The sequence below is a fragment of the Pauljensenia sp. UMB3104 genome (assembly GCF_030217285.1).
Classification (GTDB): Bacteria; Actinomycetota; Actinomycetes; order Actinomycetales; family Actinomycetaceae; genus Pauljensenia.
This window is the reverse complement of the sequence record NZ_JASONN010000008.1, coordinates 1-19,701: the sequence shown is the minus strand read 5'-3', so window position 1 is coordinate 19,701 and position 19,701 is coordinate 1. Positions and strand designations below refer to the sequence as shown.

The window sequence follows — 19,701 nt, the reverse complement described above, 5'->3', positions numbered from 1 at the left end:
CCCACGAAAGGAATACCAATGCGCCCCATCGGACGTATCTTCGCCGCCGCCGCTGTCGGTTCCATGGCCCTGGGCCTGGCTGCCTGCACGACCTCGTCGGACTCCTCCGCTCCCGCGACTGACACCAAGACCGGTGACTCCTCGGGTGCGACCAAGGTCGACACCTCCGCCAACGCTCAGGATTGGGAGAAGGCCGCGGTCAAGGGCGACGGCACCAAGACCATCTACCTCGTCTCCAAGGGCTTCCAGCACCGCTTCTGGCAGGCCGTGAAGGAAGGCGCCGAGCAGGCTGGCGAGGAGCTGGGCTACCAGGTCAAGTTCGTCGGCCCGCAGGATGAGACCAAGGTGACCGAGCAGACCGACCAGCTGAAGTCCGCTCTGGACTCCGGCCCGGCCGCCATCGGCTTCGCCGCCCTCGACTCCAAGGCTGCCGCCGACCTGCTCGACGAGATCAACAAGCAGGGCATCCCGGTCGTCGCCTTCGACTCCGGTGTTGAGTCCGACATCCCCGTCACCACCGTTCAGACGGACAACAAGGCCGCCGCCGCTGAGGCCGCCAAGCACATGATCGAGCTGCTCAAGGGCAAGAAGGGCTCGGTCGGCATGGTCTGCCACGACTCGACCTCCACCACGGGCAAGCAGCGCTGCGAGGGCTTCAAGGAGTACTTCAAGGCCAACGCTCCCGCCGACCTGAAGCTCCTCGACGAGCAGATCGCCGGTGAGGTCACCAAGGCCGCCGACACCTCCAAGGCCATCATCCAGGCGAACGACGACATCGTCGGCATGTACGGCTCCAACGAGGCCGCCGCCTCCGGTATCGTCCAGGGCTCGCAGGAGACCGGCAAGGATGTCACCGTCGTGGGCTTCGACTCGGGCAAGACCCAGATTGACGCCATCAAGGCCGGCACCGAGGCTGGCGCCGTGACCCAGTCGCCCGTCAAGATCGGCTACTACACGGTCAAGGCTGCCGTCGTCGCCATCAACAAGGGCGAGCTGCCCAAGGTCATCGACTCGGGCTTCGCGTGGTACGACAAGACCAACATCGACAACCCCGAGATCAAGGCGAACCTGTACGAGTGAGCCGATAGTTCCATCGGGCACGAGGCCGGGGCCGGGTCAGTGACAAACTGACTCGGTGGCCCGCCGCGGGTCCCGCTCCACGCCGGTGGGGTGGGACCCGCGGGCCCGGCACCTTTTTATTCACAGGATCCGAGGGGGCGAGCGCCCCCGCGCTCCGACATCGACGTCATCATGAGGGATGAAGGAATAATGACAAACCACCCCCGCATCGGAATCCGCCCCACTATTGACGGCCGCCGTAAGGGCGTTCGTGAGTCGCTCGAAGAGCAGACCATGAACATGGCGAAGTCCGTTGCCGAGCTTTTCACCTCCAACCTGCGTTACCCGGACGGCGCCCCCGTCGAGGTCGTCATCGCTGACACCACGATCGGTCGCGTCCACGAGGCCCAGGCTTGCGCCGCCAAGTTCCGCGAGAACAATGTCGGCCTGACCGTGACGGTCACCCCCTGCTGGTGCTACGGCACGGAGACCACCGACATGGACCCCGCGATGCCGCACGCCATCTGGGGCTTCAACGGCACTGAGCGCCCCGGCGCCGTGTACCTCGCCGCCGCCCTGGCAGGCCACGCCCAGATCGGTATCCCCGCCTTCGGCATCTACGGCGAGCACGTGCAGGACGCTGACGACACCTCCATCCCCGAGGACGTGCGCACCCGCCTCCTCGACTACGCGACCGCCGGTCTGGCCGTTGCGCAGATGAAGGGCGAGGCCTACCTGTCCATGGGCTCCGTGTCCATGGGTATTGCCGGCTCTGTCGTCAACCCCGACTTCTTCGGCTCCTACCTCGGCATGCGCAACGAGTACATCGACATGTCCGAGTTCACCCGCCGTATCGATGAGGGCATCTACGATCCCGAGGAGTACGAGAAGGCGTACCAGTGGATCCGCGAGAACTTCAAGCAGGGCAAGGATTGGAACCCGCCGGAGTGGCAGTACCCGGAGAAGCACGAGGACTGGTGGAAGTTCGTCACCAAGATGACGCTCATCGCCCGCGACCTCATGCACGGCAACCCGCGTCTGGCCGAGCTGGGCTTTGAGGAAGAGGCCGGCGGCCACGGCGCCATCGCGGCAGGCTTCCAGGGCCAGCGCCAGTGGACGGACCACTTCCCCAACGGCGACGTTCTGGAGACCATCCTCAACACGAACTTCGACTGGACTGGCATTCGCCAGCCTTCCGTCGTGGCCACCGAGAACGACTCACTCAACGGCGCCTCGATGCTGTTCGGCTACCTGCTGACCAACACGCCGCAGATCTTCTCCGACGTGCGCACCTACTGGAGCCCCGAGTCCATCGAGAAGGCCACCGGTTGGAAGCCCGAGGGCCGCGCTGCCGCCGGTCTGCTCGACCTGCGTAACTCCGGCTCGACCACGCTGGACGGCGCCGGCAAGGCTGTGCGCGACGGCAAGAACGTCATCAAGCCCTGGTACGAGCTGACCGAGGAAGACCGCGACGCCACGCTCGAGGCCACGACCTTCCACCCGGCCTCGACCGGCTACTTCCGTGGCGGCGGCTTCTCGACCCACTTCCGCACCTCCGGCGAGATGCCCGTGACGATGTGCCGCCTCAACCTGGTGCGCGGCCTTGGACCGGTCCTGCAGATCGCCGAGGGCTACACGGTTGAGCTGCCCGACGAGGTCGCCTTCACCATCGAAGAGCGCACCAACATCGAGTGGCCCACCACCTGGTTCGTCCCGAACCTGACGGGTGAGGGTGCGTTCAAGAGCGTCTACGACGTGATGAACAACTGGGGCGCTAACCACGGCGCGATCTCCTACGGCCACATCGGCGGTCAGCTCATCACGCTGGCCTCGATGCTGCGCATCCCGGTCAACATGCACAACGTCCCCGAGGAGCGGATCTTCCGTCCCAAGGCGTGGTCGCTGTTCGGCACCGAGTCCCTCGAGGCCGCGGACTTCCGCGCCTGCGACACCTTCGGTCCGATGTACCGCTGATGCAACTCCCGGTCGGGCTCGGGTGTCCTCTCTCCCCGGGCCCGACCGGGCCACCCCCTCGGGGGTCTTTTCCCGGGACGCAGCCCCGGCCTCGCCGATGAGGAAAGCTGCACGAGAACCCAACGACGGGACACGCCGACCCAGGGCGTATCTGGAGGAGACCTTCAATGACCACCGTACTTGCTGTTGACCTTGGATCCGCGTCCGGACGAGTCCTCGCCGGAACGCTACGCGATGGCCGCCTGGACGTCACGGACATCCACCGTTTCAAGCACGAGGCGCGCCGCCGGGACGACGGCACCCTCACGTGGGACGTGGCCACGATGGAGGCCGAGACGATCACCGGCTTGAAGAAGGCCCTCGAACGCTTCCCCGACGCCCGCGCCGTCTCGATCGATACGTGGGGCGTGGATTGGGCTCCCCTTGATGAGAATGGCGAGCTTGTCGGCGATGTCGTCGCCTACCGTGACGAGCGCACCGCGCGCACCCTGGATGCTTTCCGCGAGCGCATTGGCGACCGCGAGTTCTTTGACCTGACCGGTAATCAGCCGGCGACGATTAACACGGCGAATCAGCTGTTCGCCTATCTGCAGGAAAACCCAGCTGACGCTCAGCGCGTTGCGGCGGCCCTCTTCCTGCCCGACTACTTTGCGTACCGTCTCACCGGTGTCGTCGGCTGGTCGCGTACGATCGCCTCGACCTCCGGCTTGCTGACCCCGGGTGGCGGCGACTTTAACGACGAGGTTTTCAACCGTCTCGGTATCCCGCGCGGCTGGTTCGGCGAGCTGGCCGCAGACCGCACCGTCGTCGGCCCCTGCACGGTCCCCGGCCTCGAGACCCTCACCGTCGTGCGCGGTGGTGCCCATGACTCCGCGTGCGCGGTCCACGGCCTGCCCATCGAGGAGGGCAAGCGCGCCTACTTCCTGTCCTGCGGCTCCTGGTCGGTCCTGGGTGCCATCGAGGACAAGCCCCTCATGAGCGACGCGGCCTTCAACCTCGGCATTACGAACGAAGGCCGCACCGATGGGGGAGTGCGTCCCCTCTTCAACATCACCGGCATGTGGATCCTTCAGGAAATCCAGCGCCAGTGGGAGCGCGAGGGCACGCCCACCGACACCGACGAGCTGGTCGCCCAGGCCCGCGAGCTGCCCGCCGCCTCGGGCACCTTCGATCCCGACGAGGAAGCGTTCGCCACCCCCGGCGACATGCAGCGCAAGATCGACGAGGCCCTGGATGCCCAGGGTGCGGCTCGTCCCGACTCCATGGCCGGGTACGTGCGCGTCATCATCGAGTCCTTCGCCCGTCGCTACGCACGCGCGATCGGTGAGCTCACCGAGGCCACGGGGAGGGCCCCCGACCAGCTCAACCTCGTGGGTGGCGGCGCGCGTAACCGCCTGCTGTGCGACCTGACCGCCCAGATCTCGGGTGTCACCGTCGTGCGTGGCCCCATCGAGGCCTCGACCTTTGGTTCTCTCCTGGCGCAGCTCGAAACCATCGGTGCTCTCGCCGAGGAAGACCGCGCCTCCGTCATCGCAGCCAGCGCAGCCACCCATGTCCACGTCCCGACCCGCGGCTAAGAAAGTCTCCCTGGCCGACATCGCGCGGCGCGCGGGCGTCTCAACGAACACGGTCTCGCGCGTCGTCCGCGGGGATCCCGAGGTCTCAGAAAAGACGCGGGCGAGGATTTCCAAGCTGGTCGACGAGCTGGGCTACGTGCCCAACTACGCGGCGCGCGCGCTCGCGGCCAAGCGCACGAACGTCCTGCAGGTCGTGCTGGCCGCCCCCATGTTCCACGGACACGGGCGCGTGCTGCTGTCAATCCTCAACGCCTCGTCGCAGGCCGGGTACCACGTGTCCCTGTCCTACGCGTACGGGCCGGATGGGCAGCTGCGTAACGACTTCGCTCCCTTCGACGTCGATGGTGTCATCATCCTGGGGGGCCAGGATCCGACGATCGACGTCGCGATCGAGGCGGGCAAGCGATTCCCGACCGTCCTCGTTCTGACGAGCGAAAAGGGACTCGACGGCATCTCGACGGTCGCCGTCGACAACGTGCGTGGGGCGCGCCTGGCCACGGAGCATTTGCTCGCCCAGGGGCTCACCGACGTCGTTCACATCTGTGGTCCCACCGGCTGGTCGGACGCGCAGATGCGCCGACTGGGCTACGAGCAGGCGTGCGAGGGGTACGGTATTGAACCCGTGGTGCTTCAGCCCGACTCGTGGGACTCGCGCGACGGTTACGACGTGATGCGTGCGGCTGGGCGACTGCCCGAGGGCGTGCAGACAGCGAACGATCAGCTGGCCCTGGGCGCAATGCGCTACATCTACGAGCGCGGGGGAGTGGTCCCACGCGACGTGCGCGTGGTCGGCTTCGACGACATCGACGGTGCGGACTCCTACGCGCCCCCGCTCACGACGATCCACCAGCCCTTCGACCGCCTCGGGCGCACCGCGGTGCGCCTCGTGCGTTCGCTCATGGGCGGGGGACCCTCTCAAGACATTGTTCTCGACCCCGAGCTGGTCATCCGGGCCAGTTCACACCTGTAAGAAAGGCACGTTCATGCTCTATGGTCCGATGACTCACCCGCAGTTCCTGCGCGCGCTGGCGGCCGCCGGCCACGGCTCGAAGATCCTGCTGGCTGACGCGAACTACCCGCACACGACGGGTGTGAACCCGCGCTGCGAACTCATTTCCCTCAACCTGGCTCCGGGTCTGCTGGATGTCAGCCAGGTCCTCGACGTCCTCAAGCGCACGATTCCGATCGAGCGCGCCGAGATCATGACCCCCGCGCCCGACGCTGAGCCGGTGGAGATCCCGATCCACGACGAGTTCCGTGCGGCTCTGCCCGGTGTCGAGTTCGGTGAAATTTCCCGCTGGGACTTCTACGATGCCGCGCGTGACGAGAACGTGGGCATCATTGTCGCGACGGGCGAGCAGCGCCTGTACGGCAACCTGCTCCTCACGGTGGGCGTTCGTCAGCCCGGGGAGTAAAGCCCGTTTGCCGCGCCAGTGATGGGCTTGTGTCGCGAGTGACGAGCGCTTTCGTTTCGTTTTCGTTTCGAGCGGATGATAGCCCTGGCGTGGAGTGAGAGTTTCATAGCTGGTGGGTGGCCCGGCCGGGCCGCCCACCAGTGCATTTATCCCAGCAATGTCCGTCAAATAGAGTGACTGAACGATGGCGTTCTGAACGTTTGTGCGCCCGGGCTGGACGGGTGTATCAATGAGTTGCGTGATGTTGCATACTTTCGTTTTAGTGACTATTCTTGATGTAACGAAAGATAAAGCGACAAGGATTGTTGCTGATTCACGAAGAGGTGTCCCATGGGACGTGCAGAAGAACGCACGAACTACATCCTGGATCGCCTCGCCCGGGAGGGTGAGGTGAGCGTCGCGCAGCTTGCCTCCGATCTGGGTGTGTCGCCCGTGACCGTGCGCGCCTCGCTGAAGACCCTCGACGAGCAGGGATACCTCGTGCGCACCCACGGCGGCGCGCGCCCCACCACCTTCCGCAATATTCACCTGCGCCAAAACGATCGCGTCGAGGTCAAGGAACGCATTGCTCGCGCCGCCGCCGACATGATCCACGACGATGATCGCGTCATGATCGAGGCCGGCACCACCTGCGCCCTCATCGTCAAGTACCTGACCGGCAAGCGCGGAGTGCAGGTCCTGACCAACTCCGTGCTTGTCTTCGCTAACGCCCGCTCCAACCCGAGCCTCAACATCACGCTGACGGGTGGGCACTTCCGCGCCGAGTCCGAGTCCCTCGTGGGACCGGTCGCAGAGCGCGCTATCAATGACTTCAACGCACGCGTCGCGTTCCTTGGGACCGACGGGTTCAGCGTTGATCGCGGCCTGACCACTCAACTCGTGGAGGGTGGACAGGTCGGTTCCATTATGCGCACCCGCGCACAAGAGACGTGGCTGCTCGCCGACTCCTCCAAGTATGGGGAAGCCGGCTTCGTCAGCTTCATGGGGATCGACGAGGTCACCGGAATCATCACCGACGATGAGATCCCCGAAGAATCCATCAAGGAATTGGCCGAGCGCACGAAGCTGCGCATCGTCTAGGAGGAATTACATGGCCACCATCGTGGTGATGCCCCAGCTGGGCAACTCTGTTGAGTCATGCATCATCGTCGAGTGGATGATCGCGGAAGGCGACACCGTCGCCGTCGACCAGACGCTCGCGTCCATCGAGACCGACAAGTCGACCATGGAGGTGCCCTCGACCGCGCAGGGTACCGTCCTGAAGCTCCTGTGGGAGGAAGGCGACGAGGTCCCCGTCAAGGATCCGCTCATCATCGTCGGTGAGCCCGGGGAGGACATCTCCGGCCTCGTTCCCGGTGGCGACGCTGCCCCCGCCGAAGCCGACGCTCCCGCCGAAGTCGACGCTCCCGCCGAGCAGTCCGCCGCCCCCGCGTTCGCGACCGAGCGCGCTACCGGCGCCGTCTCCCCGCGCGCCCGCGCCCTCGCCGCCTCCAACGGCGTCGACGCCTCGTCCATCTCCGAGGGCTCCGGCCCCCACGGCCGCGTCATCGAGCGTGACGTTGCCGCCGCGATCGCCGCCGGCCCCGTCCTGACCTCCGCCGCGCGCGCCGCCGGCGTGAGCGCCACCGAAGGCACCGGCATCGGTGGACGCGTGTCCGTCGCCGACGCGGGCCGCGCGCCCGAGGCCGCCCCCGCCGCCGCTGTCGCAGCCCCCGCCGCCGCGGCCGACTTCCCCGGCGCCTCGACCTCCGCCCCGCTCAAGGGTGTGCGCAAGGTCGTCGCCAAGCGCATGATGGAGTCCCTGACCTCCACCGCGCAGCTGACCCTCAACACGACGGCCAACGCCGCCGGCATCCTCGCGATGCGCAAGAAGGTCAAGAACGCCGACGAGGCACTGGGCCTGAACAAGATCACGCTCAACGACCTGGTCTGCTTCGCGGTGTCGCGCACCCTCCTCAAGTACCCCGTGTTCAACGCTCACCTCGAGGACGGCGTTCTCACGCAGTTCGAGCAGGTCCACCTCGGCTTCGCGTGCGACACCCCGCGCGGCCTCCTCGTCCCCGTCATCCGCTCGGCGCAGTCCCTGGGCCTCAAGGCTTTCTCCGACGAGGCCAAGCGCCTTGCCGGCGGCGCGATCGACGGCTCCCTGTCGCCCGACTTCCTGAGCGGCGGCACCTTCACGGTCTCCAACATCGGCTCCTTCGGTATCGAGACCTTCACCCCCGTCATCAACCTGCCTCAGACGGCCATCCTGGGCGTCGGCGCGATTACCCCGCGCCCGACCGTGGGCGCCGACGGCACGATCGGCGTGGAGCAGCGCATCAACCTCTCGCTGACGATCGACCACCAGGTCATCGACGGTGCGGACGGCGCTCGCTTCCTGCGCGACCTGGTCGCAGCCATCGAAAACATTGACGTGACGGTCCTGGCCTGAGGAAAGAGGAAAACTCATGAGTGATACGCATTTTGACGTCATCGTCCTCGGTGCGGGCCCCGGCGGCTACCTGGCTGCCGAGCGCCTCGGACACGCGGGCAAGAAGGTCGCCCTCGTCGAGGAGCAGTACCTGGGCGGCACGTGCCTGAACGTGGGATGCATCCCCACCAAGACCCTGCTCAACGGCGCGAAGAACTACCTGCACGCCAAGGAAGCCAGCCAGTTCGGCGTGGATGCCGCCGGCGTGGCCGTCAACTGGACGCAGATGCAGGCCTGGAAGGATCAGGTCGTCAAGGGCCTGGTCGCGGGCGTTGCCGCCACCGAGCGCAAGGCGGGCGTGACCGTCATCAACGGACGAGGCCACCTCGACGCCCCCGGTCGCGTGACCGTTGAGGGGACGACCTACACCTCGGACCACGTCATCATCGCCACGGGCTCCGTGCCGGCCATGCCCCCGCTGCCCGGCACCCAGGACAACCCGGCGCTGGTGGACTCCACGGGCATCCTGTCCCTGCCAGAGGTTCCCTCCCGCCTCGCGATCATCGGCGGCGGCGTCATCGGCGTCGAGTTCGCCTCCCTGTACTCCACCCTCGGCTCCCAGGTGACCGTCATCGAGATGGCCCCCGAGATCCTGCCCTTCATGGACGACGACCTGGCCGCCAAGGCCCGCGCCGCCATGAAGGACGTGACCTTCGAGCTGGGCTGCCGCGTCGAGTCCCTCGATGGAGGCACCGTCCACTACTCCAAGGGCGAGGAAAAGAAGAGCGTCGAGGCCGACGTGGTCCTCATGGCGGTTGGCCGCCGTCCCGCAACGGTGGGCTGGGGAGCCGAAGAGGCCGGCCTCGAGATCAACCGCGGCGTCGTCGTCGACGACACGATGCGCACCAACCTGCCCAACGTGTGGGCCATCGGCGACGTCACCGGACGCTCCCTGCTGGCGCACGCCGCCTACCGCATGGCGGAGATCGCCTCGGCGAACATCCTCGATCCCACCGCGAAGAAGCGCGGCGAGGTCATGCGCTGGCACACCGTCCCGTGGGCCGTCTTCTCGATCCCCGAGGCCGCCGGCGTCGGTCTGACCGAGTCCGCGGCTAAGCGCGAAGGCCGCGAGGTCCTCGTCGCCAAGGTTCCCGCCCTCATGTCCGGCCGCTTCATCGCGGAGAACGGCTTCAAGGCCCCCGGCGAGGCAAAGATCCTCGTCGACCCCACGACCCACCAGGTGCTGGGCATCCACGTGCTGGGTGCGTACGCCGCCGAGATGATCTGGGGCGCGCAGGCCGTCCTCGAGATGGAACTCACCGTCGAGGACCTGCGTCAGGTCGTCTTCCCGCACCCCACGGTCTCCGAGGTCATCCGCGAAGCCGCGTGGGCCGTCAAGCTCTAACGAACATCCCCTACGTCAAGGAAGAGTAGAAAAATGACTCAGTCTCTCATCATCGACCCCAACGAGGTGCGTCGCCCCGGATACGTGAAGTTCCCCGAGGTGCCCGTCAACCAGTACACCTTCGACCGTGACACCGAGATCGCCCGCTACGGCGAAAAGGGCATGGTCCAGATGCTCCACGACATGATCGTCGTGCGCACCTTCGAGTCGATGCTCGACTCCATCAAGAAGACCGGCGCCTGGCAGGGCGTCGAGTACAACCACCGCGGCCCCGCCCACCTGGGCATCGGCCAGGAGAGCGCCTACGTCGGCCAGAGCTTCGTGCTCAAGCCGGAGGACTTCATCTTCGGTTCCCACCGCTCCCACGGTGAGATCCTCGCCAAGTGCTACTCGGCCATGCACCAGATGGACGAGGCTCAGCTTGAGTCCATCATGAAGGGCTTCCTCGGTGGCGAGACCCTGTCCTACGCCGAGAAGATCGACTACAAGGACACGAAGGACCTCACCGAGAACTTCATCCTCTTCGGTGCCCTCGCCGAGATCTTCGCCCGCAAGTCCGGCTTCAACCGTGGCCTGGGCGGCTCGATGCACACCTTCTTCCTGCCCTTTGGCTCCTACCCGAACAACGCGATCGTCGGTGGATCCGCGCCGATCGCGAACGGTGCGGCCCTCTTCAAGCGCATCAACCGCAAGCCCGGCATCGTCGTCTCCAACGTTGGCGACGCCGCCCTGGCCTGTGGCCCCGTGTGGGAGGCCCTGAACTTCGCGTCGATGGATCAGTTCCGCTCCCTGTGGCGCGAGGAGGACGGTGGCAACCCGCCGATCCTGTTCAACTTCTTCAACAACTTCTACGGCATGGGTGGCCAGACTTTCGGCGAGACCATGGGATATGAGATCCTCGCCCGCGTGGGCGCGGCCCTCAACCCCGAGGCCATGCACGCCGAGCGCGTCGACGGCCTCAACCCGCTGGCCGTCGCGGATGCGACCACCCGCAAGAAGAAGATCCTCGAGGAGGGCCGCGGCCCCGTCCTCATGGACACCATCACCTACCGCTTCTCCGGCCACTCGCCGTCGGACGCCTCCTCGTACCGCACGAAGGAAGAGGTCGAGCTGTGGGAGCAGGTCGACTGCATCAAGGAATACTCGAACCTGCTCATCTCCAACGGCCTGACCACGCAGGACGAGATCGATGGCTACACGGCCTCCCTGACCGACAAGCTCGTGCACGTCCTCAAGCTGGCGATCGACGACGAGGCCACCCCGCGCGTCGCCGACGGCTACATCGACACCGTCATGTTCTCCAACGAGAAGGTTGAGGCGTTCGACGATGCCACCCCCGAGATCGACCTCGAGGACAACCCGCGCATCAAGGCTCTGGCTAAGAAGGTGCGTAGCTCCGTCGACGAGAACGGTAAGCCCGTCTCCAAGATGCGCATGTACCAGTTCCGTGACGGTCTGTTCGAGGCGATGCTGCACCGCTTCAAGACCGACCCGACGATGGCCGCATGGGGCGAGGAAAACCGCGACTGGGGCGGCGCCTTCGCCGTCTACCGCGGCCTGACCGAGGCCCTGCCCTACCGTCGCCTGTTCAACTCGCCCATCGCCGAGGCCTCGATCGTGGGCGCCGGCGTCGGCTACGCGATGGCCGGTGGCCGCGCGGTCGTTGAGCTCATGTACTGCGACTTCCTGGGCCGCGCCGGTGACGAGGTCTTCAACCAGATGGCCAAGTGGCAGTCGATGAGCGCCGGCCTGCTCAAGATGCCCCTCGTCCTGCGCGTGTCCGTGGGATCGAAGTACGGCGCCCAGCATTCCCAGGACTGGAGCGCGCTCGTCGCTCACATCCCGGGCCTGAAGGTCTACTTCCCGACGACCCCGACCGACGCGAAGGGCATGCTCAACCTGGCACTGTCTGGCACCGACCCGGTCGTGTTCCTGGAGAGCCAGAAGCTCTACGACAAGGGCGAGGACTTCGAGCCCGGCGGCGTGCCCGAGGGCTACTACGAGACCGAAGAGGGCGAGCCGGCGATCCGCCGCGAGGGCACCGACATCACGATCGCTGCCTACGGCGCGACCGTGTACAAGGCCCTCGAGGCCGCGGACGTCCTGGCTGAGAAGTACGGCCTGAGCGCCGAGGTCATCGACCTGCGCTTCGTCGCCCCGCTCAACTACGACAAGCTCATTGCCTCCGTGAAGAAGACCGGTCGCCTGGTCCTCACCTCGGACGCCGTCGAGCGCGGTTCCTTCCTCAACACGGTTGCCGCGAACGTGCAGACCCTGGCCTTCGACGCGCTCGACGCGCCGATCGCCGTCGTCGGCTCGCGCAACGGCATCACGCCCGGCCCCGAGCTGGAGTCGTACTTCTTCCCGCAGGTCTCCTGGATCCTCGACGCGATTCACGAGCGCATCCTCCCGCTGCCCGGCCACGTGCCCACCACGAAGCACGCGACCGAGGCCGAGATCGCTCGCCTGAACCGCGAGGGCCTCTGAGGCGTTGGGGGCGGGTCGTTCCCCTTTCCGACCCGCCCCCGTCCCTGGCTCGCATTCCCTGACGCGAGCTAGCGAGGCCGGGGCCACACTCCTCCTCACCGAGCCCCGGCCTCGCCCACATTCTTGATTCATCACCGTTTTTCTCCACCCAACGAAGAGATGGCAGAACCCATGGACATCACCAACGATCCGGCCGCCACCCCGGCCCAGCGCATCGAGGCGCTGCGCGCGGTGGTCGCCGACGAGCACTTCCCCAGCTGGGTGCCCGAGTCGAACAACCACATCCACACGTGCTTCTCGTTCAGCCCCTACACGCCCACCCACGCCGCTCTGCTCGCGCGTCGTAACGGTCTGCGCGTCGTCGGCTCGGTCGATCACGATTCGATCGGCGCGGCAGCAGAGATGAGCGAGGCCACGTCCGTCCTGGGCATGGGTTCCGTCACCGGCTTTGAGATTCGCGCCCGCTTCGGCGTGGGAACGCCGCTCGCGCAGCGTAAGCTCAACAACCCCGACTCCGTGGGCGTGGCCTACATGACCGTCCAGGGCGTGCCAGCACCGGCCCGCGAAAAGGTCGCGGCGTGGCTGGCCCCCAAGCGCGCCGCCCGCCTTGAGCGCACCCTCGCCATGGCCGAGCGCGCCAATAAGATCCTCACCGACCTGGGCCTGGAGCCCTTCGATCCCCAGGCGGACATGGTCGGCATCTCCCAGTACGCCAATGGCGGCGGGATCACCGAGCGTCACCTGCTGGCCGCCATGGCCTCGGCCCTGATCCGTGGATTCGGCCGCGGCCCCGCCCTGGTCCAGGGCCTGGATTCGATGGGCGTCGAGGTCCCCGAGTCCCTCGCGCGCGTCCTGTCCGACGAGGACAACCCGCACCTCATGTACGACCTGCTGGGCGTCCTGAAGGCCAACTACCTGGATCGCATCTACATCCAGCCCACCGACGAGCTGCCCAGTGCGGCCGAGGTCGTCGAGTTCGCCGATTCGGTCGGTGCGATCGCCACCTACGCCTACCTGGGCGACGTGTCCGCCTCGCCGACGGGCGACAAGAAGGCTGAGAAGTTCGAGGACGCGTTCCTCGACGAGCTCTTCGAGTACATGGAGTCCATCGGACTGCGCGCCGTGACCTACATGCCCCCGCGTAACACCCCCGAGCAGCTCGAGCGCATCCACGCGCTCGCGGCCGCTCACGGCATGCTCGAGATCTCGGGCGTGGATATCAACCAGCCCCGCCAGCGCTTCACCTGCGAGGAGCTGCGTCGCCCCGAGTTCGCGGACCTCAACGAGGCCACGTGGGCCCTCGTCGCGCACGAGGCCCTGTCTTCCGTGGATCCGTCCCTGCACCTGCTGGGCCGCACGGGTCGCCTGACCCCCGAGGCCCTCGCCGAGCGCATCACCGAGTACGCGCCCCTGGGCCGCGCGATTGCCGACGGTGAGGACGCCGCCGACGTCGCCGCCCGAGCCACTTCGATTAACTGACGAGCATCGTCAAGAAAGAGAGACATCATGAGTAACGCTCCCGAGGTACGTGGGCTTTTCCTCAAGGCCCTCGGCCGCCCGGTCATCGTGGCCCCCAGCTCGGCGGAGCCGACCGTCACCTTCGACGGCCCGCTCACCGAGGTGTGCCCCTGCTCCCTGAAGGAGACGGAGCTTCCCGTCGTCGTGCGCGCAGGCGAGGAGACCTTCGAGGTTCGCGCCACCACCACCGGCGAGCGCACCATCAACGGCCGTGTCGCCCTCGTGACGGGCGGCGCCCAGGGCTTTGGCGCGGAGATCGCGCGCGGCCTGGTCGACGCCGGTTGCTTCGTGTTCATCGCCGACCTGAACGGTGAGGGTGCCGCCGCTAAGGCGGCCGAGCTCGGCGGCGAAGGCGTCGCACACCCGATCACGGTTAACGTCGCAGACGAGGAGTCCGTCGCGGCGATGGCCTCCGAGATCGAGCGCGTCACTGGCGGCCTCGACCTGGTCGTCTCCAACGCGGGTATTGTGCGCGCCGGATCGGTCCTCGAGCAGGACGCCTCCGCGTTCCGCCTGTCCACGGACATCAACTACGTGGCCTTCTTCCTCGTCACTAAGCACCTGGGCCAGCTCCTGGCCCGCCAGCACTCGACCGCCCCCGAGTGGCTGACCGACATCATCCAGATCAACTCCAAGTCCGGCCTCGTCGGCTCGAACAAGAACGCCGCCTACGCGGGCTCCAAGTTTGGCGGCATCGGCCTGGTGCAGTCCTTCGCCCTCGAGATGGTTGCTCACGGCGTGAAGGTCAACGCGATCTGCCCCGGTAACTTCTACGACGGCCCGCTCTGGTCCGACCCGGACCGCGGCCTCTTCGTCCAGTACCTGAACTCCGGCAAGGTCCCCGGCGCCAAGACGGTCGCCGACGTCAAGGAGTTCTACGAGGCGAAGGTTCCCATGCGCCGCGGCGCCCAGGGTATCGACGTTCTGCGTGCGATCTTCTACATCGTCGAGCAGGAATACGAGACCGGCCAGGCCGTGCCCGTCACGGGCGGCCAGGTGATGCTCTCCTGACATCATCACGAGGCCGGGGACACATGCGGGTTTCTCCGGAGCTCCCCGGCCTCGTCCTTTCTTCCCACGTCCAGTAGTTTTTCCAGTGAAAGAGTCAGTCATGACCGAGATTCCCGCCACCCAGTACGCGATTCAGATCGTCGGCAAGGAAGAGTTCGTCGTTAACCCGGCGAAGCCCGTTGATCCCGTTGGCCCGACGCAGATCATGCTCGAGGTCGAAGCCTGCGGCATTTGCTTCTCTGATACGAAGCTGCTCCACCAGTTCGATGGCCACCCGCGCAAGTCGGACGTGGTGGCGGGTATCGACCTGGACGCCCTCAAGGACATTCCGTCCTACCACCCGAACCAGGAGGCCGTGACGCCCGGTCACGAGCCCGTCGTCCGCGTCGTGAAGGTCGGCGAGGCCGTCACGCACTTCAAGGTCGGCGACCGTCTGCTGGTCCAGGCTGACTGGAAGCACCTGCGCACCGCGAAGTCGAACGGCGCCTTCGGCTACAACTTCGACGGTGCCCTCGAGGAGTTCGTCGTCGTCGACGAGCGCTGCGTCGTGTCCCCGGACGGGGAAGAGTTCCTCATCCACGTGTCGGAGGGCCCGTCGGCTGCAGCCGTCGGCCTCATCGAGCCCTGGGCGACCGTCGAGGGTTCCTACGCGTGGGCCGAGCGTAGCCACGTCGCAGACGGTGGCCGCCTGCTGGTCGTCGGCGAGGGCGATATCGACGCTCTGACCGCCGAGCACAAGCCCGCCGAGGTCGTGCGCGTTGCCGCCGATGCCATCGAGGGCGTGGAGGGCGAATTCGACGATGTCGTGTTCTTCGGCTCGGACGCCGACGCGATCGAGAAGGCCGCGCTCCTGATCGGCACCCGCGGCACCATGTGCGTCGTCCTGGGCGGTGGCACAATCGAGCGCAAGGTGTCCCTGGATATCGGCCGCGTCCACTACGACTTCATCCGCTTCTGCGGTACGACCGGCTCGGATCCGCGCGAAGGCTACGCCTGGATCCCCGCCAACGGTGATCTGCGCGAGAACGACAAGTGCGTGTTCGTCGGCGCCGCCGGCCCGATGGGTGTCATGCACACGATGCGCGCCGTCACCTCCGGTGTTCCCGGCATCAGCGTCGTGGGCACCGACCTGTCGGACGAGCGTCTGGCCAACCTGACGAAGGTCGTGGGCCCGACCGCCGAAAAGAACGGCGTCCCGCTGGACATCATCAACACCGCCTCGACGCCCCTGGAGTACGGCTACACCTACGCGACGTGCCTCGTGCCCGTCCCGGCGCTGGTCTCCCAGGCCGTCGATCTGCTGGCGCAGGGCGGCATCCTGAACGCGTTCGCGGGCATCCCGGCCGGTACGTTCGGCGACTTCGACCTGCAGGGCATCATCGAGCGCCAGATCTTCATGCTGGGCACCTCCGGCTCGGACGTGTCCGACATGCGCACGGTGCTGCGCAAGATTGAGGCCGGCATCATCGACACCACGATCTCCCTGTGGGCGATCACCGGCATGGCGGGCTTCGGCGACGCCATCAACGCGGTGATGAACCGTACCTCGGGCGGCAAGATCATGGTCTTCCCGATGATGCACGACCTGGGCCTGACCCCCGTGTCCGAGCTCGCCGAGAAGCTGCCGACGGTCGCCGCGAAGCTCGACGCCGCCGGCCTGTGGACCAAGGAGGCCGAGGAGGCGCTGCTCGCCACTCGGTGAGCGGCTGCGCTGAGACCTTCGCCCCGGCCTCGTCTGTCACTCGGACGAGGCCGGGGCCTTCGCGTTTCTGCGATAATGAGGGGGCAAGCGTTGCGGGATGGAACGAGGAGGTTCCCATGACAGTCAACGATCACGCCTCGCAGGAGCGCTACGTGGCGCTGTACGCCTGGCTGTGCGGGCAGATGTCCCCGCGCGCGCCTCACGCGGCGGACCTCTTTGCGCAGGACAGGGAGTGCCTGTACGACGCGTTCCTCTCCGTGCTCGTCGGCACGGGGCTGGGATTCTCCGCCTACGACGATAATTGCACCCATCATGGGCTCTACGCCTTCGACTTTTTCGTGGGTGACATCAAGGTGCCGCCGCGAGACAAGGGCGTTGATGTGCAGAGGGCGCCCGGCATGGCGGGGGAGTCTGCAACGGACGCCGCCGGCCGCGCGATGTGCCACGCCCTCGTCGACACGTGGCTCGGGGAAACGGATGGCCGCATCCCATACGTGGCCTCCGTGATCGCCTCCGTGGCCACCCTCAAGCTCGTCGCCGACGTGAGCGTCGACGGATGCGTCTTCGAGTGTGAGCTGCTGCCGGGCTACGCGCGCTTCACTGCGAACAAACCGTGGGAAGACGGGAGCCTGCCCATTGGCGCGCTCGATTCATCTCTGGTGGTCCCCGGTCCTCTCATCCACCTCGAGGCGCGCCCGCGCTACAAGGGACAGGCCCTGTCCCCCTCGGGCTTTACCGCGGCCCTGGCATCGGCCGTGCAGATGGGGCTCGCCGTGGAGTCGTCCTCTGCGTTCGCCTTCGGGGCCGCCGCCACTCTGCGCGCCCCGCACGGGGGCCCTGAGATGCTCGGGTGGGCCGCCGATGCAGTGGCTCGAGCCCTGTCCGCGTGCGGTCACACCGGGGGCGTGCAGATCCGAGTGCGCTTCGAGCACACGTCGGTGTAGCGCGCACGCGCTGGCTGAGAACCCACACGTGGCTGGGGCACGCGCCCAGGCCGAGAACGCGATGACCGCGCCGATGCGCATAGCGAAGCCCCGGCCTCGTTCTCACGTGGAGGAACGAGGCCGGGGCAGTTTGCTAGGGGAGGGGACCCTTACGCGTTGGTCTTCTCGGAGGCGAGCGGAGCGTCGTCCTTCCAGAAGTCCAGCTCGTCGGGGTTCAAGCCGATCGAGGACGCCTTGAACTGGGGCTCGAGACCGGCCTTGCGCTGGGCGACGTAGTCGTTCGCGCAGCGGATGGCCTGGTTGCCCAGGATGACGATGACGGGCAGGTTGATGAGCGCCATGAGGCCCATCAGGATGTCGCCCAGGTTCCACGCAACCTCGAACTTGAGGAGGGCGCCCGCAAAGACGAGCAGCGCTGCGACCGCGCGGAAGATCGAGAGCATCCAGTGCTTCATGTGCACGTTGCGCAGCAGGAAGCGGAAGTTGACCTCGGCGTAGTAGAAATTACCGACCAGCGTCGTGAACGCGAAGAGGAACAGAGCGATCGAGATGAAAACCTGCGCAGGACCCTGGCCGAGGACCGTCGCCATAGCATCCTTCACGAGGGGAGCGCCCGTCACGCCGTTATCCGAACCGACGCCCGAGGAGAGCACCACGAAAGCGGTGAGCGTGCAGATCACCATCGTGTCGATGAAGACGGAGAGCATCTGGACGAGGCCCTGCTTGGCGGGGTGCGACACGGAGGCGGAGGCAGCGGCGTTCGGAGCGGAACCGACGCCGGCCTCGTTCGAGTAGAGGCCACGCTTAATGCCGAGCATCATGGCCGAGCCGGTGAAACCGCCGAAGATAGCCGGGAAATCGAAAGCGCTGCGGAAGATAGCGGCGAACATCGCGGGGATGTTTTGGTAGTTGAGCACGATGACGACGAAGCCGACACCCAGGTAGATGATCGCCATGACGGGCACGAGGAGGCCCGTGACGTCGGTGAGGCGACGGGTGCCGCCGAAGATCGAGCCGGCCATGAGCACCGCGAGCACGGCGCCGACGATCCACGGCGTCCACTCGTTCGCCCAGCTGTACTGGGTGAACGCGTCAGCGACGTTGAAGGAAGCCAGGAGGTTGAAGCCACCCATGTAGGTCAGGATGAGAACGGAGGCGAAAAGCGTGGCCAACCAGTTCTGCTTGAGAGCCATCTGGATGTAGTAGGCGGGACCACCGTAGGAGTGGTGGGGTCCCTGCTTCTTGTAGATCTGCGCGAGCGTCGACTCGATGAAGGCAGAGGCGCCGCCGAGGGTCGCGATGACCCACATCCAGAAGACAGCGCCCGCGCCGCCCAGTGTCACGGCGGTCGCAACACCGGCGATGTTGCCGACGCCCACGCGCGAGGCCGTGGAGACCATCAGGGCACGGAACGAGGAGACCTCGCCTTCCTCGTGCGGCGGCTCGGTGACGACGCGGATGGCTTCCTTGAAGAGGCGCAGCGGCAGGGCGCGCGTGCGAATGAAGAAGTACAGGCCGACGCCGATCAGGAGCGCGACGAGCACGTACGTATACATGAAGCCCGAGATCGTATCCAGGGTGCCGGCCAGATCGAAGGCCGGGTGCAGGGTTCCATTCATCGTTGTTCCTAGCGTTGATGGATGTTCGTGGATGCGGCGAGGCCGCGGTATGAGCACGAGTATAGCGCCAGGGTCAACAAAAGGTAAAGAGTTTACTAAAAAACGTGATGGCATCGGCCGTCTGTGCACGTCGGACCCCTGATAGCGTGGCTTGGGGGGCGGGTTACTGTGGAATGTTGGGAGTGCTGGCGCACATTTCGGGCAAATCTTTGTGGTCTGGCGCATGAAATTGGGCGATTTTGGGGCAAAGTGAGCCAGTCTCAAAGCTTCAATCGTTGACATTCTGCGGAAAAGTGCCGAGAATGGGTGCAATTGCGCTTGACTTGACGATGTCGGAAGAACTGCGTATTGTTTTCCTTGTTGCGCCGAACGGCAGCGAACGAAGCGAGAAGCTCGGATCGCGGAAACATGGCGCGGACCGCCTTTCGAAAACATGCGAGATATTCGTGTGCGCTTGATCGTGCAGGTGTTGTTTGTGAACTCGATAGTGTGTTTGTTTGTTTTTTATGCCTGTTTTTTGTTTTTGAGTGTTTTTGGTTGGGATTGCTGGCTGGCCTTGTTTGGTTGGTTGGTTTTT

General features: G+C 66.0%; 15 protein-coding genes. 13 read left to right on the top strand and 2 right to left on the bottom strand.

From position 1 onward, the window contains the following. The first annotated feature begins 18 nt into the window (after nt 1-18). The 13 genes from QP415_RS05610 to QP415_RS05550 all read left to right on the top strand — a co-directional run bounded on the left by QP415_RS05610 (nt 19) and on the right by QP415_RS05550 (nt 17,505). Nucleotides 19-1,080 carry an ABC transporter substrate-binding protein gene (locus QP415_RS05610; RefSeq protein ID WP_285099270.1) on the top strand — a complete coding sequence of 354 codons (1,062 nt, stop codon included), beginning with the start codon at nt 19-21 and terminating at the stop codon, nt 1,078-1,080. 189 nt (nt 1,081-1,269) lie between these two features. After that, nucleotides 1,270-3,033 (top strand): L-fucose isomerase, encoded by a 1,764-nt coding sequence (locus QP415_RS05605; protein WP_016461551.1) that lies wholly within the window; start codon nt 1,270-1,272, stop codon nt 3,031-3,033. A 167-nt stretch (nt 3,034-3,200) separates the two neighbouring features. Continuing rightward, on the top strand, nt 3,201-4,610 hold the full coding sequence (locus QP415_RS05600) for a rhamnulokinase (RefSeq protein WP_016461550.1): 1,410 nt from the start codon (nt 3,201-3,203) through the stop codon (nt 4,608-4,610). Further along, nucleotides 4,585-5,580, top strand: coding sequence for a LacI family DNA-binding transcriptional regulator (locus tag QP415_RS05595; protein WP_016461549.1), 996 nt, complete (start codon nt 4,585-4,587; stop codon nt 5,578-5,580). The genes QP415_RS05600 and QP415_RS05595 overlap by 26 nt, the downstream gene beginning before the upstream one ends. Nucleotides 5,581-5,593: 13 nt before the next feature. Continuing rightward, entirely contained in the window at nt 5,594-6,025 is a 432-nt protein-coding gene (locus QP415_RS05590; protein WP_016461548.1) for an RbsD/FucU family protein, read from the top strand. Nucleotides 6,026-6,355: 330 nt separating this feature from the next. Further along, nucleotides 6,356-7,105, top strand: a complete 750-nt coding sequence (locus tag QP415_RS05585; RefSeq protein WP_016461547.1) for a DeoR/GlpR family DNA-binding transcription regulator — start codon at nt 6,356-6,358, stop codon at nt 7,103-7,105. Between the two features lie 10 nt (nt 7,106-7,115). Next, nucleotides 7,116-8,459 carry a dihydrolipoamide acetyltransferase family protein gene (locus QP415_RS05580; protein ID WP_285099266.1) on the top strand — a complete coding sequence of 448 codons (1,344 nt, stop codon included), beginning with the start codon at nt 7,116-7,118 and terminating at the stop codon, nt 8,457-8,459. 16 nt (nt 8,460-8,475) lie between these two features. After that, a complete protein-coding gene (lpdA, locus tag QP415_RS05575) occupies nt 8,476-9,843 on the top strand; it encodes a dihydrolipoyl dehydrogenase (RefSeq protein WP_285099264.1) in 1,368 nt (455 codons plus the stop codon). A 33-nt stretch (nt 9,844-9,876) separates the two neighbouring features. After that, complete coding sequence (locus tag QP415_RS05570; protein ID WP_285099263.1) at nt 9,877-12,330, top strand: alpha-ketoacid dehydrogenase subunit alpha/beta; 2,454 nt, start codon at nt 9,877-9,879, stop codon at nt 12,328-12,330. Between the two features lie 159 nt (nt 12,331-12,489). Further along, nucleotides 12,490-13,809, top strand: a complete 1,320-nt coding sequence (locus QP415_RS05565; RefSeq protein ID WP_285099262.1) for a PHP domain-containing protein — start codon at nt 12,490-12,492, stop codon at nt 13,807-13,809. 27 nt (nt 13,810-13,836) lie between these two features. Further along, nucleotides 13,837-14,859, top strand: a complete 1,023-nt coding sequence (locus tag QP415_RS05560; protein WP_285099260.1) for an SDR family NAD(P)-dependent oxidoreductase — start codon at nt 13,837-13,839, stop codon at nt 14,857-14,859. A 100-nt stretch (nt 14,860-14,959) separates the two neighbouring features. After that, nucleotides 14,960-16,561: an alcohol dehydrogenase catalytic domain-containing protein gene (locus QP415_RS05555; protein ID WP_285099258.1), complete on the top strand. Its 1,602-nt coding sequence runs from the start codon at nt 14,960-14,962 to the stop codon at nt 16,559-16,561. 116 nt (nt 16,562-16,677) lie between these two features. Next, nucleotides 16,678-17,505 carry a hypothetical protein gene (locus tag QP415_RS05550; RefSeq protein WP_285099256.1) on the top strand — a complete coding sequence of 276 codons (828 nt, stop codon included), beginning with the start codon at nt 16,678-16,680 and terminating at the stop codon, nt 17,503-17,505. Nucleotides 17,506-17,654: 149 nt separating this feature from the next. Here QP415_RS05550 and QP415_RS05545 read toward each other — a convergent pair whose 3' ends face one another. Together QP415_RS05545 and QP415_RS05540 are read right to left on the bottom strand one after the other, a co-directional pair. After that, nucleotides 17,655-19,124, bottom strand: a complete 1,470-nt coding sequence (locus QP415_RS05545) for an alanine/glycine:cation symporter family protein (RefSeq protein WP_016461539.1) — start codon at nt 19,122-19,124, stop codon at nt 17,655-17,657. A 268-nt stretch (nt 19,125-19,392) separates the two neighbouring features. Then, nucleotides 19,393-19,701 (bottom strand): hypothetical protein (locus QP415_RS05540; RefSeq protein ID WP_285099253.1); only part of this gene is annotated, 309 nt, incomplete at its 5' end.

Excerpts from the sequence above, each read along its gene's own strand:
- QP415_RS05610 (WP_285099270.1), top strand. The coding sequence starts at position 19 with ATGCGCCCCATCGGACGTATCTTCGCCGCCGCCGCTGTCGGTTCCATG.
- QP415_RS05605 (WP_016461551.1), top strand. The coding sequence starts at position 1,270 with ATGACAAACCACCCCCGCATCGGAATCCGCCCCACTATTGACGGCCGC.
- QP415_RS05600 (WP_016461550.1), top strand. The coding sequence starts at position 3,201 with ATGACCACCGTACTTGCTGTTGACCTTGGATCCGCGTCCGGACGAGTC.
- QP415_RS05595 (WP_016461549.1), top strand. The coding sequence starts at position 4,585 with ATGTCCACGTCCCGACCCGCGGCTAAGAAAGTCTCCCTGGCCGACATC.
- QP415_RS05590 (WP_016461548.1), top strand. The coding sequence starts at position 5,594 with ATGCTCTATGGTCCGATGACTCACCCGCAGTTCCTGCGCGCGCTGGCG.
- QP415_RS05585 (WP_016461547.1), top strand. The coding sequence starts at position 6,356 with ATGGGACGTGCAGAAGAACGCACGAACTACATCCTGGATCGCCTCGCC.
- QP415_RS05580 (WP_285099266.1), top strand. The coding sequence starts at position 7,116 with ATGGCCACCATCGTGGTGATGCCCCAGCTGGGCAACTCTGTTGAGTCA.
- lpdA (WP_285099264.1), top strand. The coding sequence starts at position 8,476 with ATGAGTGATACGCATTTTGACGTCATCGTCCTCGGTGCGGGCCCCGGC.
- QP415_RS05570 (WP_285099263.1), top strand. The coding sequence starts at position 9,877 with ATGACTCAGTCTCTCATCATCGACCCCAACGAGGTGCGTCGCCCCGGA.
- QP415_RS05565 (WP_285099262.1), top strand. The coding sequence starts at position 12,490 with ATGGCAGAACCCATGGACATCACCAACGATCCGGCCGCCACCCCGGCC.
- QP415_RS05560 (WP_285099260.1), top strand. The coding sequence starts at position 13,837 with ATGAGTAACGCTCCCGAGGTACGTGGGCTTTTCCTCAAGGCCCTCGGC.
- QP415_RS05555 (WP_285099258.1), top strand. The coding sequence starts at position 14,960 with ATGACCGAGATTCCCGCCACCCAGTACGCGATTCAGATCGTCGGCAAG.
- QP415_RS05550 (WP_285099256.1), top strand. The coding sequence starts at position 16,678 with ATGACAGTCAACGATCACGCCTCGCAGGAGCGCTACGTGGCGCTGTAC.
- QP415_RS05545 (WP_016461539.1), bottom strand. The coding sequence starts at position 19,124 with ATGAATGGAACCCTGCACCCGGCCTTCGATCTGGCCGGCACCCTGGAT.